The sequence below is a fragment of the Chryseobacterium sp. FP211-J200 genome (assembly GCF_001643375.1).
Classification (GTDB): domain Bacteria; phylum Bacteroidota; class Bacteroidia; order Flavobacteriales; family Weeksellaceae; genus Epilithonimonas; species Epilithonimonas ginsengisoli.
Genome location: NZ_LSHB01000028.1, coordinates 68,213 through 86,333, shown reverse-complemented (window position 1 = coordinate 86,333; position 18,121 = coordinate 68,213). Strand labels below are relative to the sequence as shown.

The following is an 18,121-nucleotide window of genomic DNA, read 5'->3' as shown; positions in this document are numbered from 1 at the left end:
ATAGAATAAGGATTGGAAATTTGGAATGCTAAACTTTGTCATTCATAATTAAGTGAAAACTTAATCGTATTTTAGAACCTTAAACCAGATCAAATGAAAGCCATCAAAATTCTGATTTCGGGAATGATTTTCTGTTCAATGTTGATTTCTTGCAGTAATTCTAATGACAAAATTCAAGCTGAGAATGAAAAATTGATTGAAAATTATTTTAAACTTTTCAATGAGCACAAGTGGAAAGAACTTTCTGAGCTTTATGTTGAAAATGCAGAATTCAAAGATCCATCTTTCGGAAACGGAATTGTAAAACAGTCTAAAAATGAATTTGTTAAAAAATATACGGAGCTCAATCAGGTTTTCCCATATTTAAAAGATAAGGTGATTCAGGTCTATCCTTCTGGAGAGAAAAACATTATTGTTGAATTTATTTCCACAGGAACTGCACCAGACCAATCAAAATTTAAACTTCCAATTTCCACTATTTTCACCATCGAGAATGGAAAAATAACGAAAGATTTCACATATTACGACAATTTTGAAGAAGCAAAATAATGAGCCTTTTTGAAGACCAATTTGAATTATTAGAAAACATCCTGCCTTATGACGGCGTAACATCTTATTACGGAAAAGTGTTTTCTGAGGAAGAAGCGAACGATTATTTCAACAAACTAATGACCGAGATCGAATGGAAAAGTGATCAAGCCGTCATCTTCGGAAAACTCATCGAGACCAAACGAAAAGTTGCTTGGTACGGAAACGAACCTTTCAGCTACACGTATTCCGGACGAACAAAAACGGCTTTAATGTGGAATAAAACATTACTGGAAATCAAAGACAAAATAGAATCTGTGAGTGGTGAAAGTTTTAATTCTTGTCTCTTAAATCTTTATCACGACGGCTCAGAAGGAATGGCCTATCACAGCGATGGCGAAAAGGATTTGAAGGAAAATGGCGCCATCAGTTCTGTAAGTTTTGGAGCTGAACGCAAATTCAATTTCAAACATAAAACTTCGAAAGAATTGGTTTCATTGATTTTGGAAAACGGAAGTCTATTGATGATGAAAGATACGACGCAGAAGTTCTGGCTTCACAGATTACCAACGACCACGAGAATCTTAAAACCGAGAATCAGCCTAACTTTTAGGACAATTGACAAATTTAAATAACAGGCTTATATTTTCTCATAAATCCAAGACAAAGAACTAATCCGATAATTGATAATCCTGCACCAACCAGGGACGGATAGTTATAAGATAATCCGTACTCCAAAGGCAATCCACCGAAAAATGCACCAAAGGAATTTGCGATATTAAAAGCCGCCTGCATAATAGCTGCAGCCATCATTTCCGAATTTTTGGCAGTTCGCAGCATAATAATGTTGATAGGCGTTCCCACCGACATTGACAAGACACCACAAATGAAAGTCAGAACAAGGGAAATAATTTTGTTCTCTGAGAAGAAAAACACACAGACCAAAGCCAAGATCATTGCTGCAAAAAGTATAGATGCCGCTAATGCAGGTCGCATTTTGTCGGACATTACACCACCCAGAAAATTTCCTATGACCATTCCGGAACCTGCCAAAACCATAATGTAAGCGATGGAATCTGTCGGAAATTTTGAAACGTTTGTCATCAAAGGCGTGATGTAACTGAACCAAGCGAACAAACCTCCAAATCCAATCGCTGAGATCGAAATTATATGCCACGCTTTGATTGTTTTGAAAAACTCCAATTCATCTTTCAAAGTGACGGTTCTCAGACTGTTCATATAAGGAAGCAGAAACTTAAGCGCAACAATGGTAACCAATCCGATCAAAGAAACGACACCGAAAGCATACCGCCATGACAGCTGATGACCGAGCCAAGTGACGAATGGAACCATCGCAAGATTGGCCAATGTAAGTCCTGCAAACATCATGGCAATGCTCTGTGCCTGTTTACCAGGTTTTGCCAATCTTGACGAAACCACGATCCCAACACCAAAAAAAGCACCATGAGGAAGACCTGATAAGAATCTGAGGATCATCATCGTGTAATAATCATTTGACAGAGCCGACAATCCATTGAAGATGGTGAAGGCAATCATCAAGAAAATCAAAATTCTTTTGGGAGGAAACTTGGCGGCGTACGCAACCAAAATAGGCGCACCTACAACCACGCCTGCTGCATAAGAGGAAATAAAATGTCCAGCTTGGGGAATCGAGATGTTCAAAGATTTTGCTACGTCTGGCAAAAGTGCCATGATCACGAATTCTGTAGTCCCAATTGCCAATCCGCCAAGTGTGAGCGGAAGTATTCTCTTATCCATTTTGCAAAAGTCTTGTTTTTAAAATAGAAATTCAAGTTTTGGGGATTTAAAATGTCAAATGGTAAGATTAAATTAAACTATTGTTTAAATTGGGTTCATAATAAAAACCGTAATTGTAACATTATTGACAAAATGTGAACTAACCCTGAAATCTGCAGCCCGACTTGAACGGAAATCCTTTTTTGCATGGTCTCCCACTCTATTGAACCGGAAACTTGCCGCAAAAAAGATTGGGAGTGGAAGGCGGTTAAAGCTGGCATAAAAATGATTATTAATTGCGTAATTTCCGTTCTGTTCTGATTTTTCTGCTATTTTTGCATAGCTTAAAAATTATGCTTAACAAAGTACTCACATTTCCGATCGTGGTCTTGATAAAGTTCTATCAGCTCGCTATCTCGCCATTTCTTGGTAAGAATTGCAGATATGACCCGACCTGTTCGCATTACACTTTGGAAGCGCTGAAGGTCCACGGACTGCTGAAAGGGAGCTGGCTGGCAATGAAAAGAATTGCGAGCTGCCATCCTTGGGGAGGCGAAGGTTATGATCCGGTGCCACCAAAAAAACATTAAAATCAACTATCAATGAACAACTTTTTTTTAAGAATTTATTTGATTCTTTTTGCAGGAATTTTCCAAATGGTCTCTTCCCAAAGTACCACAAACGACCTTTCTGACGGGACTTTGAAGATCAACAACAAAGAAACTGTTGCAGTGAAGATCTTCGCAACGCAAAATACGACGCTTTTTTATAACGAGGCTACACGAAATCTTCCCAATGAATTGGTGATATTGAATGAGGACAATATCACGGCAGAATCTGCGGAACATCTGTCTAGCATCCAGAATATCTTGGGAACATTTAAGAATAATGGATTTCAGTTTTTAGATAAGGATCTGAAACCTGTTGATGCGACCTTGGAACAAAAGAACATAGAAAACTTCAAATATCTTTTGAAATCAAAACGAGTTCTGAAACCGACTGATAATGCGGAACTGGAAACAAGTTTTAAAATTTGGGACCTTGTGAAAGGAATTAAATTGGGTCCGGTGATGTTGCATTTTTACAGTTTGATGTTCATCTTGGCTTTTGGATTGGGCTATTTTATCATGGCAAAGATCTTCAAGATCGATGGTGTGGACGAGAAATATCTGGAGCCGTTTTTCACTTACACGTTGATTGGAACTATTTTGGGAGCTAGATTGGGACACGTTATTTTTTATCAGCCTGAACTTTTCAAGGAAGATTTTTTGAGTGTCTTTTTACCGATCAGTACAAAAGGAGGTCTCCATTTTACAGGGTTTTCCGGGTTGGCAAGTCACGGTGCGGCGATTGCTGTAATTGCGACAACCTTATATTACAGTTTTAGAATCATCAAGAAAAATCCACTTTGGGTCTATGATAGAATCGGGATCGTAGTGGCTTCCGGCGGTGCTTTTGTGAGAATGGGAAATTTCTTCAACTCAGAGATCATCGGTAAGCAAGTTGACCCTACTTCTCCTTTTGCACTCCTTTTCCCTCAACAAAGTTCAGAATATGGTGTGACCATCCCGAGATATCCAACGCAGTTGTTTGAGGCATTTGGTTATGTTTGCTTGTTCATTCTGCTTTGGTTCTTGTATAGAAAAACCGATAAGAAGTATCAGCAAGGTTGGCTATTCGGCTTATTCTTTATCATTCTTTGGGCGATCCGTTTCTTTGTAGAATTCCTGAAAGAACCTCAAGGCGACGAGTTTATTTCATTTGCCGGACTTAATACCGGACAGATCTTGAGTATTCCGTTTATGATTGCCGGAGCAGTGATTATGATCATCTCAAAGAAATATAAACTTCCGAAAGCGGAAACAGTATAAAACAAAAACTCCCAAAATATGGGAGTTTTTTTATGTTTAAATTTCAAGGAAATTCAAAATTCACAAAGCCTTAATCTCTTTAATAAAATCTTCTACAACCTCATCCGAAGTTGCCCAAGAAGTGATCAGTCGAATTGCAGAATTCTCTTCATCCATCTTTTTCCAAACATAGAAATCAAAATTTTCTGATAGTTTTTCGATTTGAGAATTACTGAGAATTGGGAATATTTGATTGGTAAAAGTTTCTGATAAAAACTGAAATCCCTTCATTTGAAAAGCTGATTTGATCTTCATTGCCTGAACATTGGAAATCTTCGCCAGATCAAAATAGAGATCATGTTTCATCAATTCCAAAAACTGGATTCCCAGCAATCTGCCTTTTGCCAGCATCGCGCCTTTCTGCTTGATATGGAAACCGAAATCTTCTTTTAATTTATCATTCGTGATGACAATTGCTTCGCCGAGAAGTGCGCCATTCTTAGTTCCGCCGAGGTAGAAAACGTCCGTGAAATTGGCCACATCTTCCAAGGTCAGATCATTGACTTCTGATGTCAGAGCTTGCCCTATTCTTGCGCCGTCCATAAAAAGATAAAGATCATTAGATTGGCAAAACTCATATAATTCTTTCAGTTCTTGCTTTTGATAGATCGTTCCAATCTCTGTGGAATTCGAGATGTAAACCAACTTTTGTTTCAGCTGATGTGGTTTGTTGGTATGCGCATCCAAAAAGGATTGGATGTGCTCTGGTTTTAGTTTTCCGTCGTCAGTTATGACTCCGTGAACCTTGTGACCAGTAGCTTCTATGGCGCCAGCTTCGTTGGTAAAGATGTGTCCAGTCTCTGCAGAGATCACACTTTCATGAGGCCGAAGAATAGAGGAGATCACCAAAAGATTGGCTTGAGTTCCGCCACTTACAAAATAGATATCTGCATTTTGATCATTCAGTTTTTTCTTGATCAATTCTCTGGCTTCTTCGGAATGATCATCGTAGCCGTAGCCGTTTTGCTGATCGAGGTTTGTTTTTATTAATGCTTCTAATATATTCGGATGACAACCTTCTGAGTAATCATTTTTAAAGGCATATTTCTTCATTTTTCTTTCTTCTTTTTGAAGATTCAAAGGTATTGATTTTGATTTATGAGCTAAAATTAAAACAGCATTAAATTGTTAGTTAAAAATTGATTGGCTTCTAACTATTTCTTAATTTTGAATTATGAATTCCTTGACCGAAGAAAATTATTTGAAGGCCCTTTATCATCTTGTGAATGAGAATGATGAAGTTTCCGTGAACGATCTCAGCAGACAGCTTAATATTAAAATGCCATCTGTGAACAGCATGGTAAAGAAATTTGCTGAGAAAAACTGGGTGAAATATGAATCCTACAAACCCATCAAACTCACAGAATCCGGAAAAAAAGAAGCATCGCTCATTGTGAGAAAACACCGATTGACCGAAATGTTCTTAGTTGAGAAAATGGGTTTCGGGTGGGAAAATGTCCATGAGATCGCGGAACAACTGGAACACATCCATTCCGATGCATTTTTTGATAAAATGGATGAGATCCTGAACTATCCAAAGATGGATCCTCACGGCGAACCAATCCCTGACAAAGACGGCAATGTGCTGCAGCCTGATCATAAGAAGTTGAGCAAATGCAAGGAAAACGAAACCGTGGAATTGGCATCGGTGACCACCTCATCAGAAGATTTTCTTAATTTCCTTAATAAGAGAGACCTGAGCCTTGGTACAAAATTGAAGATCCTGCAGATCGAAGGTTTCGACCAATCGATGTTGGTGGCTTATAATGGTAGAGAGGAAAATTTCAGTAAAACAGTTTGTGAAAGGTTGTTGGTGAAGTAAATTACAATTTCAAATTAAACCCTTTCAGGGTTTCCTAAATTGGAAACGTTATTCTACATGGGTTGCACCCACGGCTACTGACATTAAACTCTTTCAGAGTTTTTATGGAAATTATAATAATAAAAAAAGAGACTCAATCGAGTCTCTTTAATATTTAGTTGAATATATCTTTTACTTTTTCAAAGAATGTCTTTTCTTTTCCTGTTGGTTCAGCGTTCATATCGCCGTTTTCAACTTGTTTCTGGAAGAACTCTTTTTGGTCCTTCGTCAGTTTTTGTGGTGTCCAGACATTGATATGAACAAACATATCGCCTTTACCACCGTAACCTTCGATGTTTGGAAGACCTTTGCCTGCTAATCTTAGGATTTTGCCAGACTGTGTTCCTTCATCTACTTTGATCTTCACTTTTCCACCAACCACGTTGATCTCCTTAGTCGTTCCCAAAGCTGCTTCTGCGAAAGAAACATAAAGTTCCTGATGAAGATTGTCGCCTTCACGTTTGATGACTTTATCCACTTCCTCTTCTACCACGACCAAAAGGTCACCAGGCGTTCCACCAAGTGGTGCATCGTTACCTTTTCCTCTTACATTCAGTTGGATGCCGTCCCTTGCACCAGCCGGGATGTTGATCGTGATCTCTTCATCTTCTTTCACAAGACCTTGTGCATTAGCTCCAGCAGGGATCTTATCTGCCACTTTACCCACACCTTGGCAAGTGCCACAAGTGGTTTGCGTCTGCATCTGTCCGAACATCGTGTTCATCATTCTCACCTGCACGCCGCTTCCGCCACATGTAGGACAAGTCTTGGAAGTCACGCCGTTTGCCAGCTTCATTTTTTTGACCTTGATGGTTTTCTGAGTTCCAGAGATTATCTCTTCCAAGTTCAATTTGATGCGAACACGAAGATTAGAACCACGAGATTGCTGTTGTCTTTGCTGACCACCACCAAATCCACCACCGCCGAAAATATCACCGAACTGACTGAAGATGTCCTCCATATTCATTCCGCCGCCAAAGCCGCCACCGAAACCACCGCCGCCTCCTGCGCCACCAAGACCTGCGTGGCCATACTGGTCATATCTCGCTTTCTTGTTGTCGTCACTTAGCACTTCGTAAGCCTCTGCAGCTTCCTTGAATTTTTCTTCAGCTCCTTTGTCACCTGGATTTTTGTCCGGGTGATACTTGATCGCCATCTTTCGGTAGGCTTTCTTTATTCCTTCAGCACTTGCTGATTTGCTTATCTCTAATATTTCGTAATAATCGCGCTTCGCCATAATAAATAATTGACAAGTGATAAATGATAATTGATTTCTGATCAGTTAACTTTATCATTAATAAATTTTAGTTTCCTGTTACTACTTTTGCGAAACGGATCACTTTCTCGTGAAGCTGATATCCTGTTTCTACAACATCTATGATCTTTCCTTTCAAATCTTCTGATGGCGAAGGAATGGATGTGATAGCCTCATGCAGGTCTACATTGAAGGCATCGCCCTGTTCTACATGGATCGGTTTCAAACCTTTCTCGATCAATTTGCTTTTCAGCTTTTGGTAGATCAATTCGATGCCTTTAAGTTCTGATTCGTTGCCGCTTTTTGAGATCTCTTTGATGGCTCTTTCGAAGTCATCTACAACACCCAGCATAGATGTCATCAGATCTTGAGAAGCATACAGATAGAAATCATTCTTCTCTTTTAAGGTTCTCTTTTTATAGTTTTCGAATTCTGCGTAAAGACGGATGTATCTGTCTTTCTCTTCTGCCAAAAGTTCTTCTGCAGTTGGTTTTTGTGACAAATTTTCTTGATCTTGAGTGTCTTTGTTCTCTGCTGAATTGGTTTCTTGATTGAGGTTTTCCTCGTGTATATCTTTGTTTTCTTCCATAATGGTAATTTTTCAAAGTACATTTCTCAATTCTTTTGCCAATCGTGGTTTTTTGACAATTAGGCAGAGTTTGGATAGGCTGATTTGACCAATGCCTCTTTGGTCGAGCCACCAAAACGATGTTGACCGCCCGAACAAAACGGTATTGAATGGTCGGTCAATGGTGTGTTGACCGCCGGGACAACATACCATTGACCTTCTGGAGAGAAGCTCCTTCTCCGCTGGGAGATGACCACCTCACCTACTTGGATGCTGGTATTCTCTTTGGATCAAAGAAAATTATGAGAGAGTTATTTTGATTTGGTAGTAATGGAATTCCGGAAGTCGATGTCTTCCAAGGTCCAGTCGAGGATCTTGTCCTCTGTGGCAAAAATATCTTCGAAGTTGGGGTCTACAGAAAAATTGGGAACCACACCTCTATTCTTATTCTCAAACTCGATGTTCGGGCGGATGAGGAACAGTCCGATGGGAAGCGAGAGATGTGAGTTGGGCAGAATGATGGTGTTATTGACCCCTGCAACCGTACCATCGTTTGCACCACCCGTTTCTTCACCCACGATCACGGCGCGGTTCTCATACTTCAGCTTGGCAGAGATGATGGACGATGCAGAAAAACTGGCACCATTCACAAGGACATATATTTTCCCTTTGAAGGCGTCTTCCTTCGGTCTCGTAGGTCGCGATGCAAACTCCCGAAAATAGTAGCGGCGGTCCTTCCGGGAGGATAATAAGTAATTGCCAGCCAGAAAAAACGGATAAGCAGGCGCACTTACGATAGATGAGAGAAGCGACTGTCCGCGGAAATAATTCTGATGCATGCCGGAGGTTTTGGAGGTCATCTCCGGCGCTTTTATGAGGGTAAATTTCTTGTCAGTAAGATAAGAATAAAGGGTGTTGATCTCCGAAAGCGAGCCTCCGAGATTGTCTCTGATGTCCAGTATCAGATGATCTGACTTTGCCTTTCTGATTCTTTTGAATGTCTTTTCGTAGAACTTTTTGGAATAGGTAGCAGAGAAGGACTTTACCTTGATGTATGCGATGCTGCTGTCTGATCTCAGAAACTTGAATGTTCGGTTGTAACTTTTGGTAGCAGTATCATAATGCTGAAGCTTCTGATCGGGTGTGATCTTTGGAAGTGCCTTTTCTTCGGTCACCTGCTTGGCAGCCTTTCTTTGCCGTTTGATCCCCACATCCTGCACCACATTATCACAAAGCGTGGTCAGCTTCACACTGTCCAGATAGCCATTTTCCAGCGTGTAATAATTGAAGAAGCTGAGATTGATAAAATACTTCTGAAAGGTCTTGTTCTCGCCATCAGAACTGTATAGCTTCTTATATTTTCTCACAAGGTCCGATACATTTTCACCATCGATCTTCAGAATTTCTGTTCCAGCTTTGATCTCGCCCACATTCTCCCGGTTTTCCTTTACAAATATGCGATCTTCCAGGATCCTGTAATCCATCAATGCAAAAAGCGGTGTTTTGGTCTTGAAATCTTTCTGCTCTGCCTTGCTGTACTTCCTCCCGACCGACCTCAATCTCAAATGCCCCTCATTGACACTGGCTACGACAGGCGCCAATTTGAAGAAGAACTGATTGGGTGACAAGGGTTCCGAAATGGTGGTTTTGAGGCTGTCAAATTTATGGTCCAACTCGTCTTTTGAGATATACCAATAGAGATTGGGATGGAATCTCTGGAGCTTCTCATACGTATAATCTATGTCTTTCTTTAGTTCGGCAGTGGGTATCTTCTTCTCCAAAAAGAGATTGTTCTTCCTGACAGTCTGACAAGAAACTAAGATCATCAAGATTAGAAAAGTAAAGTTTTTTTTCATCAAAGGCTTAAAATTAGGACATTTAAAGCAAAAATAGTCAAGGTGATTTTGAACTTTAACAAATTATAACAAAAAGTGGTTCTGGATTTGTTACGAAACGCTTGTTATAATCAACAATCAAACGGTATGAAAAATATAATTCTTGCAACCTCAGCATTCCTGATCTCGCACTTCACTTTTGGGCAAAGCAAAGATATAGCTGCCTTCACATCACTTAAAGTTTTTGATAAGATCCCTGTAGAATTGGTCTCCTCCGATACCTACAAAGCTGAACTGAGTGGAACAATGGCGTCTGATGTAGAGTTCGTAAATTCTGGAAATGAATTGAGAATACGAATGAAACCCACCAAACTCCTGCAAGGTGATGACGTGAAGATCCTATTGTACTATCAAGATATCAATGATATCCAGGCAAGCCAAGGTGCAAAGATCACCTCTAGCGATATTGTGAAATCTACAAAATTGGGATTGACCTCCAACGAAGGTTCATTGATCGACCTCAGCGTCAACGCAAAAGTGATCGAAGGGAAAGTGAATACAGGCGCAGTTTTGAAATTATCCGGAAATACAGATTTGCAATCGATCGTTGTGAATACGGGTGCAAAATATGATGGACAGAGTTTACAAACACAGATCACAAGTGTGACAACCAATGCAGGCGGTAAAGCATCTGTAAACGCTGTAGAGTCTGTAGATGCTACTACCAGAGCTGGCGGGATCATAGACATCTATGGAAAACCTAAATCTAAGAATGATAAGAAAATTGCTGGCGGAAAGATCATTTATCATTGATCGATCAGCTCTGACAGATCAGATCATCCACAAATAGAAAACCCACCAAAGCAATTTGGTGGGTTTTGTTTATTTCTTTCTGGATGATGATTGCCTGATCTGTAACATGGGCGTGAGCACCAGCTTTTTCTCTATCGTGATGCCTGAAAAGTTATCTTTGATGCTTTCCAGGAAAACATTGCCAGACACTTTCCCCATCATCACCGGCGTCTGGTCCACAGAACTGATGGAAAGTTCCATAAACTGGGTAAACGGCTCATTACTGAATCCGATCACACCAATATCCTCGGGAATTCTCAGTTTCAGATTTTTGATCTCTTTACAAACGCCCAAAGCTGTAAAATCAGACGCTGAAAAGATGGCATCTGGCTTGACCTTCCGTTTCCAAAGACTCTTCATCGCGTTGATGCCTTCCTCGATGGAGCTTCCCGTATTGATGATGTTGTCCTCTATCACTGGCAGGTTATGATCTTTCAAAGCGCTGATGTAGCCACTCAACCTATTCTGGTAGATCTCCAGATTCTGGTCTCCGGAAAAATGGCAGATGTTCTTGTATCCTTCTTTGATGAGATGCTCCGTTGCCTGATAAGCGCCTTTGTGGTCATCGATCGTGATCGTACTGATGCCAGGAATGTCTTTTTTCCTGTCAAAGAAGATGATCGGCGTATTGGTCGTGCTGATGACCTTTTTGATGTACTCCAGATCCGAAGTATTCTTGGAAATCGAGATGAAGATACAATCCACCTGTGTGTGTAGCAAAGTGTTCAGTTGTTTCTTCTCGATATCGGCATCGTCATGGCTTTGGCAGATGATCACACGGTAACCGTGCGGAGACAGCTCCTCCTCTATCCCACGAATGACCGACGAGAAAAAGTTGGTATTGATATATGGAACTATGACGCCCACAGTTTTGGTCTCTCCACTTTTGAGTGCTTTCGCCAGATTGTTCTGCTTGTAATCCATCTCCATGGCCATATTCACTACCAATTCCTTGGTGGCCTGGCTGATCCTGGGATGGTTGTTCAGAGCTCTAGAAACTGTCGCTACGCTTACATTTAGTTTCTTCGAAATGTCATAGATCGTTGTATTTTTTTTTGCCATGTATTATAGTCTCAAAAAGTCAATTGTGTTGTTGTAAATATATAAAAATATCAAAGTCTGTCGTGTTTTTCTGAATCAAAGTTGAAAAAATACTAAGAAGTGATCTTTGCCTATCCATAGAAGTGCGTATTCTAGATCTTACAACTCTTTTTAATTTGGTCTTATTCAGATTTAAAATCGTTAAGCAAAGAGATCAATCAGTCTATTTTTTTCTATTTTAATTTGGCATCAAGCTTTCTCAGCCAGTCTGCGCAGATGATTTTCCAGTTGTCTGTCAATTCACTTTTATTGGAGATCCCGATGTTGTGCTCGCCTTCGGGGAAGATGAACATCGCACCTTTCACTTTATTTTTGACCATGGCTTCATAATACAGAATGCTATTGATGACAGGAACTGCAGGGTCATTCTGCGCGTGAAAAAGAATTGTTCGTGGTGTTTTTTCCGTCACACGATTCTGCATAGAATATTCTTTGATTTTGTCTTCAGATGCATCTTTTCCTAATAGATTTTCACGACTTCCTTTATGGGCAAATTCTCCCAAATCGATAACTGGGGAAACCAGAATAGCAAAATCCGGAATGGTTGAAATAGTCTGCCAATCGCCTTTCAATTCTGTGTAATCTATAGAAATGTTACTGACCATCGCTGCCAAATGTCCGCCGGCAGATGTTCCCAAAACACCAATTTGAGTTGGCGAAATTCCATATTGACCTGCGTTTTTTCTGATCAATTTGATAGCTGACTGAATATCCTGTAAAGGTGCCATTTCCCTTTGTTTCAAATCAGGAGAAGTCGGTAATCGGTAATTCAAAACAAAAGCAGAAATCCCCAAAGTATTCAACCATTTTGCGTAAGAGTAACCGCCCAGATCATAGGTCAAATGGTGATAACCACCACCAGGAATGATGATGACGGCCATCTGCTTTCGTTCCTCTTTTGCTGGCAGAAAAGCAAACAATTCAGGTTCTTGGATCTGTGTGATGCGTCCTTCTTTTTCTTCTATTGTTTTTAATTTAAAACCTTTGGAATTGGTCATTTTTCCTTTCTCCCAAAGCGTCATTCTCTGTTGCGCTGAGATTTGATGGATGAAGAACATCAATATAATTAAAACTACCTTTTTCATTGGGTTAAGAAATAATGATTATTTAGAATCCAAAGTTTTTAGCCAATCGGCGCACAACTTTTTCCAATTTTCGCTCAGTTCATTCTTATTGGTAATCGAGAATCTGTGACCGCCTTCCGGGAAAACAAACAGCGCACCTTTCACCTTATTCTTTGTCATCGCTTTGAAGTACAAAATACTGTTCATCGCCGGAACTGCTGTATCGTCTTGGTTATGGAAGAGAATTGTCGGCGGTGTTTTCTCCGTCACTCGGTTTTGCATAGAATATTCGGTAATTTTTTCCTGAGAAGCGGTTTCTCCAAGCAAACTTTTGCGACTTCCTGCGTGAGCAAATGTTCCGAAGTCTATCACAGGACAAAAGAGAACTGCAAAATCAGGAATCGTAGAAATATTACTCCAATCGCCTTTCAAACCTGTGTAATCTATAGCAATATTACTGACCGATGTCGCCAAATGTCCGCCAGCGGAAGTTCCCACAACACCAACTTGATCCGGTGAAAGATTCCACTGTGATGCATTTATTCGAACATATTTTATAGCCGCCTGAGCATCTTGCAACGGCGCAATTTCTCTTTGAACCAGATCCGGGGAAGTTGGTAATCTGTAATACAAAACAAAGGCAGAAATACCCAAAGTGTTCATCCATTTTGCAATCTGAAAAGCACCTTCATTATAAGTCAGTTTTGAATAGCCTCCGCCAGGAATGATAATGACTGATCTCTTCGACCGCTCTGCTTTCGGAGGCAAGAACACAAAAAGCTCAGCTTCCTGGGTTGATATTTCTGGATTCGAAGCTTGTTTTTCTATCTTTAAACCTTTGGAATTCGGCATTTCACCTTTCGGCCAGAACAGGATGTTTTCCTGTGCTGATGTAAGGTTGAATAAAAATATCAATAAGATGAAAATGCTCCTTTTCATAAATCTCGTCTTTAAAAAGCGATCACTAAAATCAATGATAACTTATATTCTGTAGGTTATCTAATGTACTTTTCCAATCCTGTTTTCATTGACTTCAACGACTTCAGGGCCAGTTTCGCAACAGTTTCTGCTCCCAGTTTTGAAAGGTGTGTATTGTCTTGTTTTCCTTTAGGATAATATTCGATTTCGCCTTCTTTGAAATGCAGGTGAAGCAATTTTGATTTTTCCGGACCGGCAGCGATTTCCATTTGTTCCGTCAACAATTGCATATCTACGAAAGGGACTTTCATATCATCCGCCACCAATCTCACCACCAAAGGATAATTGCCGTGCGTGTCCACCAAAACGCAATTTTCTGTAAAATCTCTTCTTACGATGGAGGTCATCAGAATTGGTGTTGCACCTTTCGCTCTGGTTTCGTTGACATATCTTTCCAGATTGGCTCTGTATTGCGTGTAAGGATTGGTAAACTTCGTAGAATCCTTCACTTTCTGGTCATTGTGACCAAATTGGATCACCACAAAATCTCCCTTCTTCAATTGTTTTTCCACTTTGTCCCAACGGCCTTCTGTGCGGAAACTTTTGGAACTTCTCCCGTTCATTGCATGGTTTTGAACTTCGATCTCCGTGGTCAGAAATTGCGGAAGAACTTGTCCCCAGCCGTGCTCAGGATTTTTGTCCGGATTATCCTTGTTGGACATCGTAGAATCTCCAATCAGAAATAAGGTTGGTTTTTTCTGAGCAAATATCAAAACTGAAAATAGAATTGATAAACTTAAAAGCAGTTTTTTCATTGTAAAATTTTATTTATAGATGCTTCGAGAGCCTCATCATGACAATTAATATTGTATAGGATTCCAGTCACCGAAAATCTTTTCGATGGTGTAACTTTTCACTTTCTTTTTGGTTAATTGATGAGACCAGGAAACTCTTTTCGCAGTATTTGCGCCTTCTCCTCTACTTCCAAACTCTGCGTAGTAAGTGGTTTTTTCTTTGTCAGGAAACATTGCGTCGCCTTTCCACGGATTCCAACCTTCTGGCAGAATGTGATTTCCCATTTCGGTATTGATGAAAACTGTCCTCGCATATGAGCGCCAAGGTCTTCCAAGAAATACTTTTGTAATGCCGTCCTTTGCAATCAATTTACAATCGAAAAAGACAAAACCGTATTTTTTATTTTGATCTGTTGAAGCCGCAGTAACATACGAATTAGCTAAACTTTTGATCGTACAGTTTTTGAATACAACCGTTGCCGAACCGAAGATAAAATCCGTTGTACCCTCGATGAAACAGTTCTCATAATATTGTCTGCTGTGAGTTCCTGTCGCATAAACTGTATCCTGGCAGCCCAATATCTTCGAATCTTTGATCACAAATTTGTCGCCCTCAACGTGAAGGGAAACTGCCTGACCTTTACTACAAGAAATATTTTGAATGGTCAAATTTGAAATTTTAACTTCATCTGCCATCACCAAAAGTGTGTAGGAATTGAAGGTTGTCATTTTCTCGTTCAGAGCATCGATCTTGCCTGAATAATCATCATTAACAATCATCGTATTCTCAGCGTTTTCGCCCTGCAAAGTGACTTTATGTTTTGAAGACGGAATGACGATTTTTTCTTTATAAGTTCCCGCTTTTATTTTGATTAAAGCTTCGCCCGGACCAAAATCCCTCACTGAATTGATCGCTTTATGAATAGACGTGAATTGTCCGCTTCCGTCCGATGCAACATTGACTGTAATGTAAGGTGTATTTTGAGCAAGCACGATTTGAACAAAAGCCATCATTAATATGGATAAAATCCGTTTCATAAATTTATTTTAAAGTTTTATCTAAAAACTGAACCGTCAAATCCAAAGTCTCTGTAAACCAAGGTTCGGCAGACCAGAAATAATGCGGCGTATCCTTGATTTCGTGAAATTCAGTTGCGATATTGTATGATTTCAGTTTCTTCATCATATCATCTCTTCCTGCATGGAAACGTGGCTGAGAACTATTAATGAAAATCGTCGGCGGTGTATTTTTATCAACGAATTCCAAAGGTGAAGCTTCTGTCCAGTTTTTGAGATTAACATTTCTATCGCCACCTAACCAATAAGCGGCGTACGTACTTTCTTCAGCTTCGGGATGGATAAAGGAAACAATCCCGTCCACATTCACGATGGCTTTGATCTTATTTTCCTTTCTTACGCCAACCAAAGTTGCGATTTGCGCGCTGGCAGATTCGCCTAAAACGGCCACTTTTTTAGAATCTAAAGCATATTTCTTTTTGTTTTTCTTCAAAAATTTAATTGCATTTTCTACATCAATGATTGCTGCGGGATATTTTGCAACATCGGCCAATCTGTAACCTACAGCCATCGCAACATAGCCTTTGGAGGCCAATTCCTGAGCCATATACTTTTCATTCTCCTTGCTGCCGGAAATCCATCCGCCACCATGAACCATTGCAATTCCTGGATATTTTTTTGATCGATCGAGCGGATAAAAGATATCTGTCCTCAAAGAAACACCATTGATATTTGCATACTCCACATCTTTATCGATTCCTATATTGGTCGGCGTTGGCCTGTCAATCGGCGTGATGAAAGGATATTTTTTCTTAAATTTCTCGTACGTTGCTTCGTTTGTATAAGGAGTCGCATTCGGACGTGTGGTTTGTCCGAATGCAGATTTAACTCCAAATAAGAAAAAAATAAGAAAATATAGTTTGTGAAAACCCATATTAAAATTGATTATTTGACAGCGTTCTTAGCCACTTCTTTGGCTATCGTGATATGTTCTTTTGCAATACTTTTAGGAAGTTTCACGGCTGTCGTTTTGTTTCCTAAAATCTTGATAGTTGGCTTGTTTGAAGATTCAAGAGTTAACCCTGAAATATCGACATTCTTGCTGTTATAAATTGTTGTACCAACACCTTCGCTGTATTTCAGTTTTACATTTTTAAGTGTAATCCCGTCTGCATCTACGATGGTCAAAGCTTTTTTGGTATCGAAATTAGAATCTTCGATTACGATGTTTTTAAGGTTCATTTCGGATAATCCGCTCAACGCGATCGCTTCGTAAGAATTGGTAGCAGTGATATTTTTGAAGAACACATTTCTGAAAACCGGCGTTTCATCCGTCACTGGAATTTGTTTTTCTACTCTCTTCTCGTCGTCTGCACTTTGATCTTCCTCAATAATTGGAGAATTACCTTCGTAGAACATATTGAACCCGATCACCTGAGCTGGAATGTTGATCATATCCACATTGCTGATCCAGATATTTTCCACAACGCCACCTCTACCTCTCGTAGTTTTGAAACGAAGTCCGATGTCTGTTCCAATAAAAGTACAATCTGAAGCGTGAAGATTTTTCACACCGCCAGACATTTCACTCCCGATCACGATGCCGCCGTGAGCGTGGTAAACCGTATTATTTTTGATGATCACATTTTCTGTCGGAACACCTCTTTCTCTTCCGTCTTTGTCTTTTCCGGACTTGATACAGATCGCGTCGTCACCAACATCGAACGTATTATTATAGATCAAAACATTTTTACAAGATTCCAGATCCAGTCCGTCGCCGTTCTGAGAATACCAAGGATTTCTCACATTCAGATTTCTCAAGATCAAGTTGCTTGACATCAATGGGTGAAGATTCCAAGCTGGAGAGTTTTGGAACGTTGGTCCATCCAAAAGCACTTTGTCACAACTCACCAAACTTACCATGACTGGACGAAGGAAATCTTTAACTTTTTCCAATTCTGCCTTAGCGGTCATTTTTTCTGGAATGTTGAAGTTTGCCGTGCTTGTGAATCCTAGTTTCGAACTTTCCGTTGGGAACCAAGTTTTTTTATCATCGGACAACACACCACCTTTCGAAAGGAGTTCTTTCCATTGTCCGTCGGTCATTTTTCCTTTTTTCACATATCGCCACGCATCGCCACTTCCGTCGATCACACCATTTCCTGTAATGGCGATGTTGGTTGCACCTTTTGCAGAGATCGGCGATTGACAACGCGTTGTATTGAGACCTTCGAAGCTGACGTCCACCAAAGGATAATCGACAAAATCTCTACTGAAAATGATCATCGCACCTTCTTCTAAATGTAAGTTGACATTGCTTTGCAGAACAATTGGTCCAGTCATCCAGATTCCTCTTGGGACGATCACTTTCCCACCACCTTTTTGATTAATGCTTGTAATTGCTTTCTTAAAAGCTTCAGTATTTTTCACATTGGTTCCTGCAACGGCGCCAAAATCCTTGATGCTGACTGAAGTTGTAGGAAAAGACGTTTCCACAACCGTTGGCATTTTAAATTCCACATTTTTGTAGATATCCGCCATTTGCGTTTGCGCAAAGCTGTTTGCCGAAAATAACGTCGCTAAACTTAACGCTAATAATTTGATCGATTTCTTCATTATACTTATTTTAAGTTTTCAAGATCATGAACCGGAATTCAGGA

At 40.0% G+C, this 18,121-nt stretch carries 18 protein-coding genes; 6 read left to right on the top strand and 12 right to left on the bottom strand.

Going from position 1 to position 18,121, the window contains the following annotated elements; all coding sequences use genetic code 11:
* Positions 1–93: 93 nt before the first annotated feature.
* A complete protein-coding gene (locus tag AXA65_RS10155) occupies positions 94–549 on the top strand; it encodes a nuclear transport factor 2 family protein (protein ID WP_063969983.1) in 456 nt (151 codons plus the stop codon).
* Positions 549–1,163, top strand: a complete 615-nt coding sequence (locus AXA65_RS10150) for an alpha-ketoglutarate-dependent dioxygenase AlkB family protein (RefSeq protein WP_063969982.1) — start codon at positions 549–551, stop codon at positions 1,161–1,163. Before AXA65_RS10155 ends, AXA65_RS10150 begins: the two co-directional genes overlap by 1 nt.
* Here the strand turns inward: AXA65_RS10150 and AXA65_RS10145 are convergent.
* Entirely contained in the window at positions 1,156–2,307 is a 1,152-nt protein-coding gene (locus AXA65_RS10145) for an MFS transporter (RefSeq protein ID WP_063969981.1), read from the bottom strand. The genes AXA65_RS10150 and AXA65_RS10145 overlap by 8 nt on opposite strands.
* 332 nt (positions 2,308–2,639) lie before the next feature.
* On the opposite strand from AXA65_RS10145, the gene yidD reads away from it, so the two are divergent.
* Together yidD and lgt are read left to right on the top strand one after the other, a co-directional pair.
* Positions 2,640–2,876 (top strand): membrane protein insertion efficiency factor YidD, encoded by a 237-nt coding sequence (yidD, locus tag AXA65_RS10140; protein WP_063969980.1) that lies wholly within the window; start codon positions 2,640–2,642, stop codon positions 2,874–2,876.
* 441 nt (positions 2,877–3,317) lie between these two features.
* Positions 3,318–4,157, top strand: coding sequence for a prolipoprotein diacylglyceryl transferase (lgt, locus tag AXA65_RS19530; RefSeq protein WP_371131532.1), 840 nt, complete (start codon positions 3,318–3,320; stop codon positions 4,155–4,157).
* 60 nt (positions 4,158–4,217) lie between these two features.
* On the opposite strand, the gene AXA65_RS10130 is transcribed toward lgt, so the two are convergent.
* On the bottom strand, positions 4,218–5,249 hold the full coding sequence (locus tag AXA65_RS10130) for a threonine aldolase family protein (protein ID WP_063970032.1): 1,032 nt from the start codon (positions 5,247–5,249) through the stop codon (positions 4,218–4,220).
* Positions 5,250–5,370: 121 nt separating this feature from the next.
* Here AXA65_RS10130 and AXA65_RS10125 point away from each other — a divergent pair, with 121 nt between their 5' ends.
* Positions 5,371–6,018, top strand: a complete 648-nt coding sequence (locus AXA65_RS10125; RefSeq protein WP_063969979.1) for a metal-dependent transcriptional regulator — start codon at positions 5,371–5,373, stop codon at positions 6,016–6,018.
* A gap of 154 nt (positions 6,019–6,172) precedes the next feature.
* Here AXA65_RS10125 and dnaJ read toward each other — a convergent pair whose 3' ends face one another.
* The 3 genes from dnaJ to AXA65_RS10110 all read right to left on the bottom strand — a co-directional run bounded on the left by dnaJ (position 6,173) and on the right by AXA65_RS10110 (position 9,736).
* Positions 6,173–7,294: a molecular chaperone DnaJ gene (gene dnaJ, locus AXA65_RS10120; protein WP_063969978.1), complete on the bottom strand. Its 1,122-nt coding sequence runs from the start codon at positions 7,292–7,294 to the stop codon at positions 6,173–6,175.
* Positions 7,295–7,361: 67 nt separating this feature from the next.
* Entirely contained in the window at positions 7,362–7,901 is a 540-nt protein-coding gene (locus AXA65_RS10115; RefSeq protein WP_063969977.1) for a nucleotide exchange factor GrpE, read from the bottom strand.
* Between the two features lie 290 nt (positions 7,902–8,191).
* Positions 8,192–9,736 (bottom strand): S41 family peptidase, encoded by a 1,545-nt coding sequence (locus tag AXA65_RS10110; RefSeq protein WP_063969976.1) that lies wholly within the window; start codon positions 9,734–9,736, stop codon positions 8,192–8,194.
* 126 nt (positions 9,737–9,862) lie between these two features.
* Here AXA65_RS10110 and AXA65_RS10105 point away from each other — a divergent pair, with 126 nt between their 5' ends.
* Complete coding sequence (locus AXA65_RS10105) at positions 9,863–10,528, top strand: head GIN domain-containing protein (RefSeq protein ID WP_063969975.1); 666 nt, start codon at positions 9,863–9,865, stop codon at positions 10,526–10,528.
* Positions 10,529–10,597: 69 nt separating this feature from the next.
* On the opposite strand, the gene AXA65_RS10100 is transcribed toward AXA65_RS10105, so the two are convergent.
* The 7 genes from AXA65_RS10100 to AXA65_RS10070 form a co-directional block, all read right to left on the bottom strand.
* Positions 10,598–11,629 carry a LacI family DNA-binding transcriptional regulator gene (locus AXA65_RS10100; protein WP_063969974.1) on the bottom strand — a complete coding sequence of 344 codons (1,032 nt, stop codon included), beginning with the start codon at positions 11,627–11,629 and terminating at the stop codon, positions 10,598–10,600.
* A gap of 212 nt (positions 11,630–11,841) precedes the next feature.
* The gene (locus AXA65_RS10095; protein ID WP_063969973.1) at positions 11,842–12,753 is read right to left on the bottom strand and encodes an alpha/beta hydrolase; all 912 of its coding nucleotides are present in this window, start codon (positions 12,751–12,753) and stop codon (positions 11,842–11,844) included.
* 18 nt (positions 12,754–12,771) lie between these two features.
* Positions 12,772–13,671 (bottom strand): alpha/beta hydrolase, encoded by a 900-nt coding sequence (locus AXA65_RS10090; RefSeq protein WP_063969972.1) that lies wholly within the window; start codon positions 13,669–13,671, stop codon positions 12,772–12,774.
* Positions 13,672–13,727: 56 nt separating this feature from the next.
* Entirely contained in the window at positions 13,728–14,465 is a 738-nt protein-coding gene (locus AXA65_RS10085) for a rhamnogalacturonan acetylesterase (protein ID WP_063969971.1), read from the bottom strand.
* A 45-nt stretch (positions 14,466–14,510) separates the two neighbouring features.
* Positions 14,511–15,482 carry a pectinesterase family protein gene (locus AXA65_RS10080; protein ID WP_063969970.1) on the bottom strand — a complete coding sequence of 324 codons (972 nt, stop codon included), beginning with the start codon at positions 15,480–15,482 and terminating at the stop codon, positions 14,511–14,513.
* Positions 15,483–15,486: 4 nt separating this feature from the next.
* Complete coding sequence (locus AXA65_RS10075) at positions 15,487–16,395, bottom strand: alpha/beta hydrolase (protein WP_086048156.1); 909 nt, start codon at positions 16,393–16,395, stop codon at positions 15,487–15,489.
* An 11-nt stretch (positions 16,396–16,406) separates the two neighbouring features.
* Positions 16,407–18,077: a glycoside hydrolase family 28 protein gene (locus AXA65_RS10070; RefSeq protein ID WP_063969968.1), complete on the bottom strand. Its 1,671-nt coding sequence runs from the start codon at positions 18,075–18,077 to the stop codon at positions 16,407–16,409.
* Between the last annotated feature and the right edge of the window lie 44 nt (positions 18,078–18,121).

What these genes read in the sequence shown, in the direction of transcription:
- AXA65_RS10155 (WP_063969983.1), top strand. Translation starts at nt 94, where the DNA reads ATGAAAGCCATCAAAATTCTGATTTCGGGAATGATTTTCTGTTCAATG.
- AXA65_RS10150 (WP_063969982.1), top strand. Translation starts at nt 549, where the DNA reads ATGAGCCTTTTTGAAGACCAATTTGAATTATTAGAAAACATCCTGCCT.
- AXA65_RS10145 (WP_063969981.1), bottom strand. Translation starts at nt 2,307, where the DNA reads ATGGATAAGAGAATACTTCCGCTCACACTTGGCGGATTGGCAATTGGG.
- yidD (WP_063969980.1), top strand. Translation starts at nt 2,640, where the DNA reads ATGCTTAACAAAGTACTCACATTTCCGATCGTGGTCTTGATAAAGTTC.
- AXA65_RS10130 (WP_063970032.1), bottom strand. Translation starts at nt 5,249, where the DNA reads ATGAAGAAATATGCCTTTAAAAATGATTACTCAGAAGGTTGTCATCCG.
- AXA65_RS10125 (WP_063969979.1), top strand. Translation starts at nt 5,371, where the DNA reads ATGAATTCCTTGACCGAAGAAAATTATTTGAAGGCCCTTTATCATCTT.
- dnaJ (WP_063969978.1), bottom strand. Translation starts at nt 7,294, where the DNA reads ATGGCGAAGCGCGATTATTACGAAATATTAGAGATAAGCAAATCAGCA.
- AXA65_RS10115 (WP_063969977.1), bottom strand. Translation starts at nt 7,901, where the DNA reads ATGGAAGAAAACAAAGATATACACGAGGAAAACCTCAATCAAGAAACC.
- AXA65_RS10110 (WP_063969976.1), bottom strand. Translation starts at nt 9,736, where the DNA reads ATGAAAAAAAACTTTACTTTTCTAATCTTGATGATCTTAGTTTCTTGT.
- AXA65_RS10105 (WP_063969975.1), top strand. Translation starts at nt 9,863, where the DNA reads ATGAAAAATATAATTCTTGCAACCTCAGCATTCCTGATCTCGCACTTC.
- AXA65_RS10100 (WP_063969974.1), bottom strand. Translation starts at nt 11,629, where the DNA reads ATGGCAAAAAAAAATACAACGATCTATGACATTTCGAAGAAACTAAAT.
- AXA65_RS10095 (WP_063969973.1), bottom strand. Translation starts at nt 12,753, where the DNA reads ATGAAAAAGGTAGTTTTAATTATATTGATGTTCTTCATCCATCAAATC.
- AXA65_RS10090 (WP_063969972.1), bottom strand. Translation starts at nt 13,671, where the DNA reads ATGAAAAGGAGCATTTTCATCTTATTGATATTTTTATTCAACCTTACA.
- AXA65_RS10085 (WP_063969971.1), bottom strand. Translation starts at nt 14,465, where the DNA reads ATGAAAAAACTGCTTTTAAGTTTATCAATTCTATTTTCAGTTTTGATA.
- AXA65_RS10080 (WP_063969970.1), bottom strand. Translation starts at nt 15,482, where the DNA reads ATGAAACGGATTTTATCCATATTAATGATGGCTTTTGTTCAAATCGTG.
- AXA65_RS10075 (WP_086048156.1), bottom strand. Translation starts at nt 16,395, where the DNA reads ATGGGTTTTCACAAACTATATTTTCTTATTTTTTTCTTATTTGGAGTT.
- AXA65_RS10070 (WP_063969968.1), bottom strand. Translation starts at nt 18,077, where the DNA reads ATGAAGAAATCGATCAAATTATTAGCGTTAAGTTTAGCGACGTTATTT.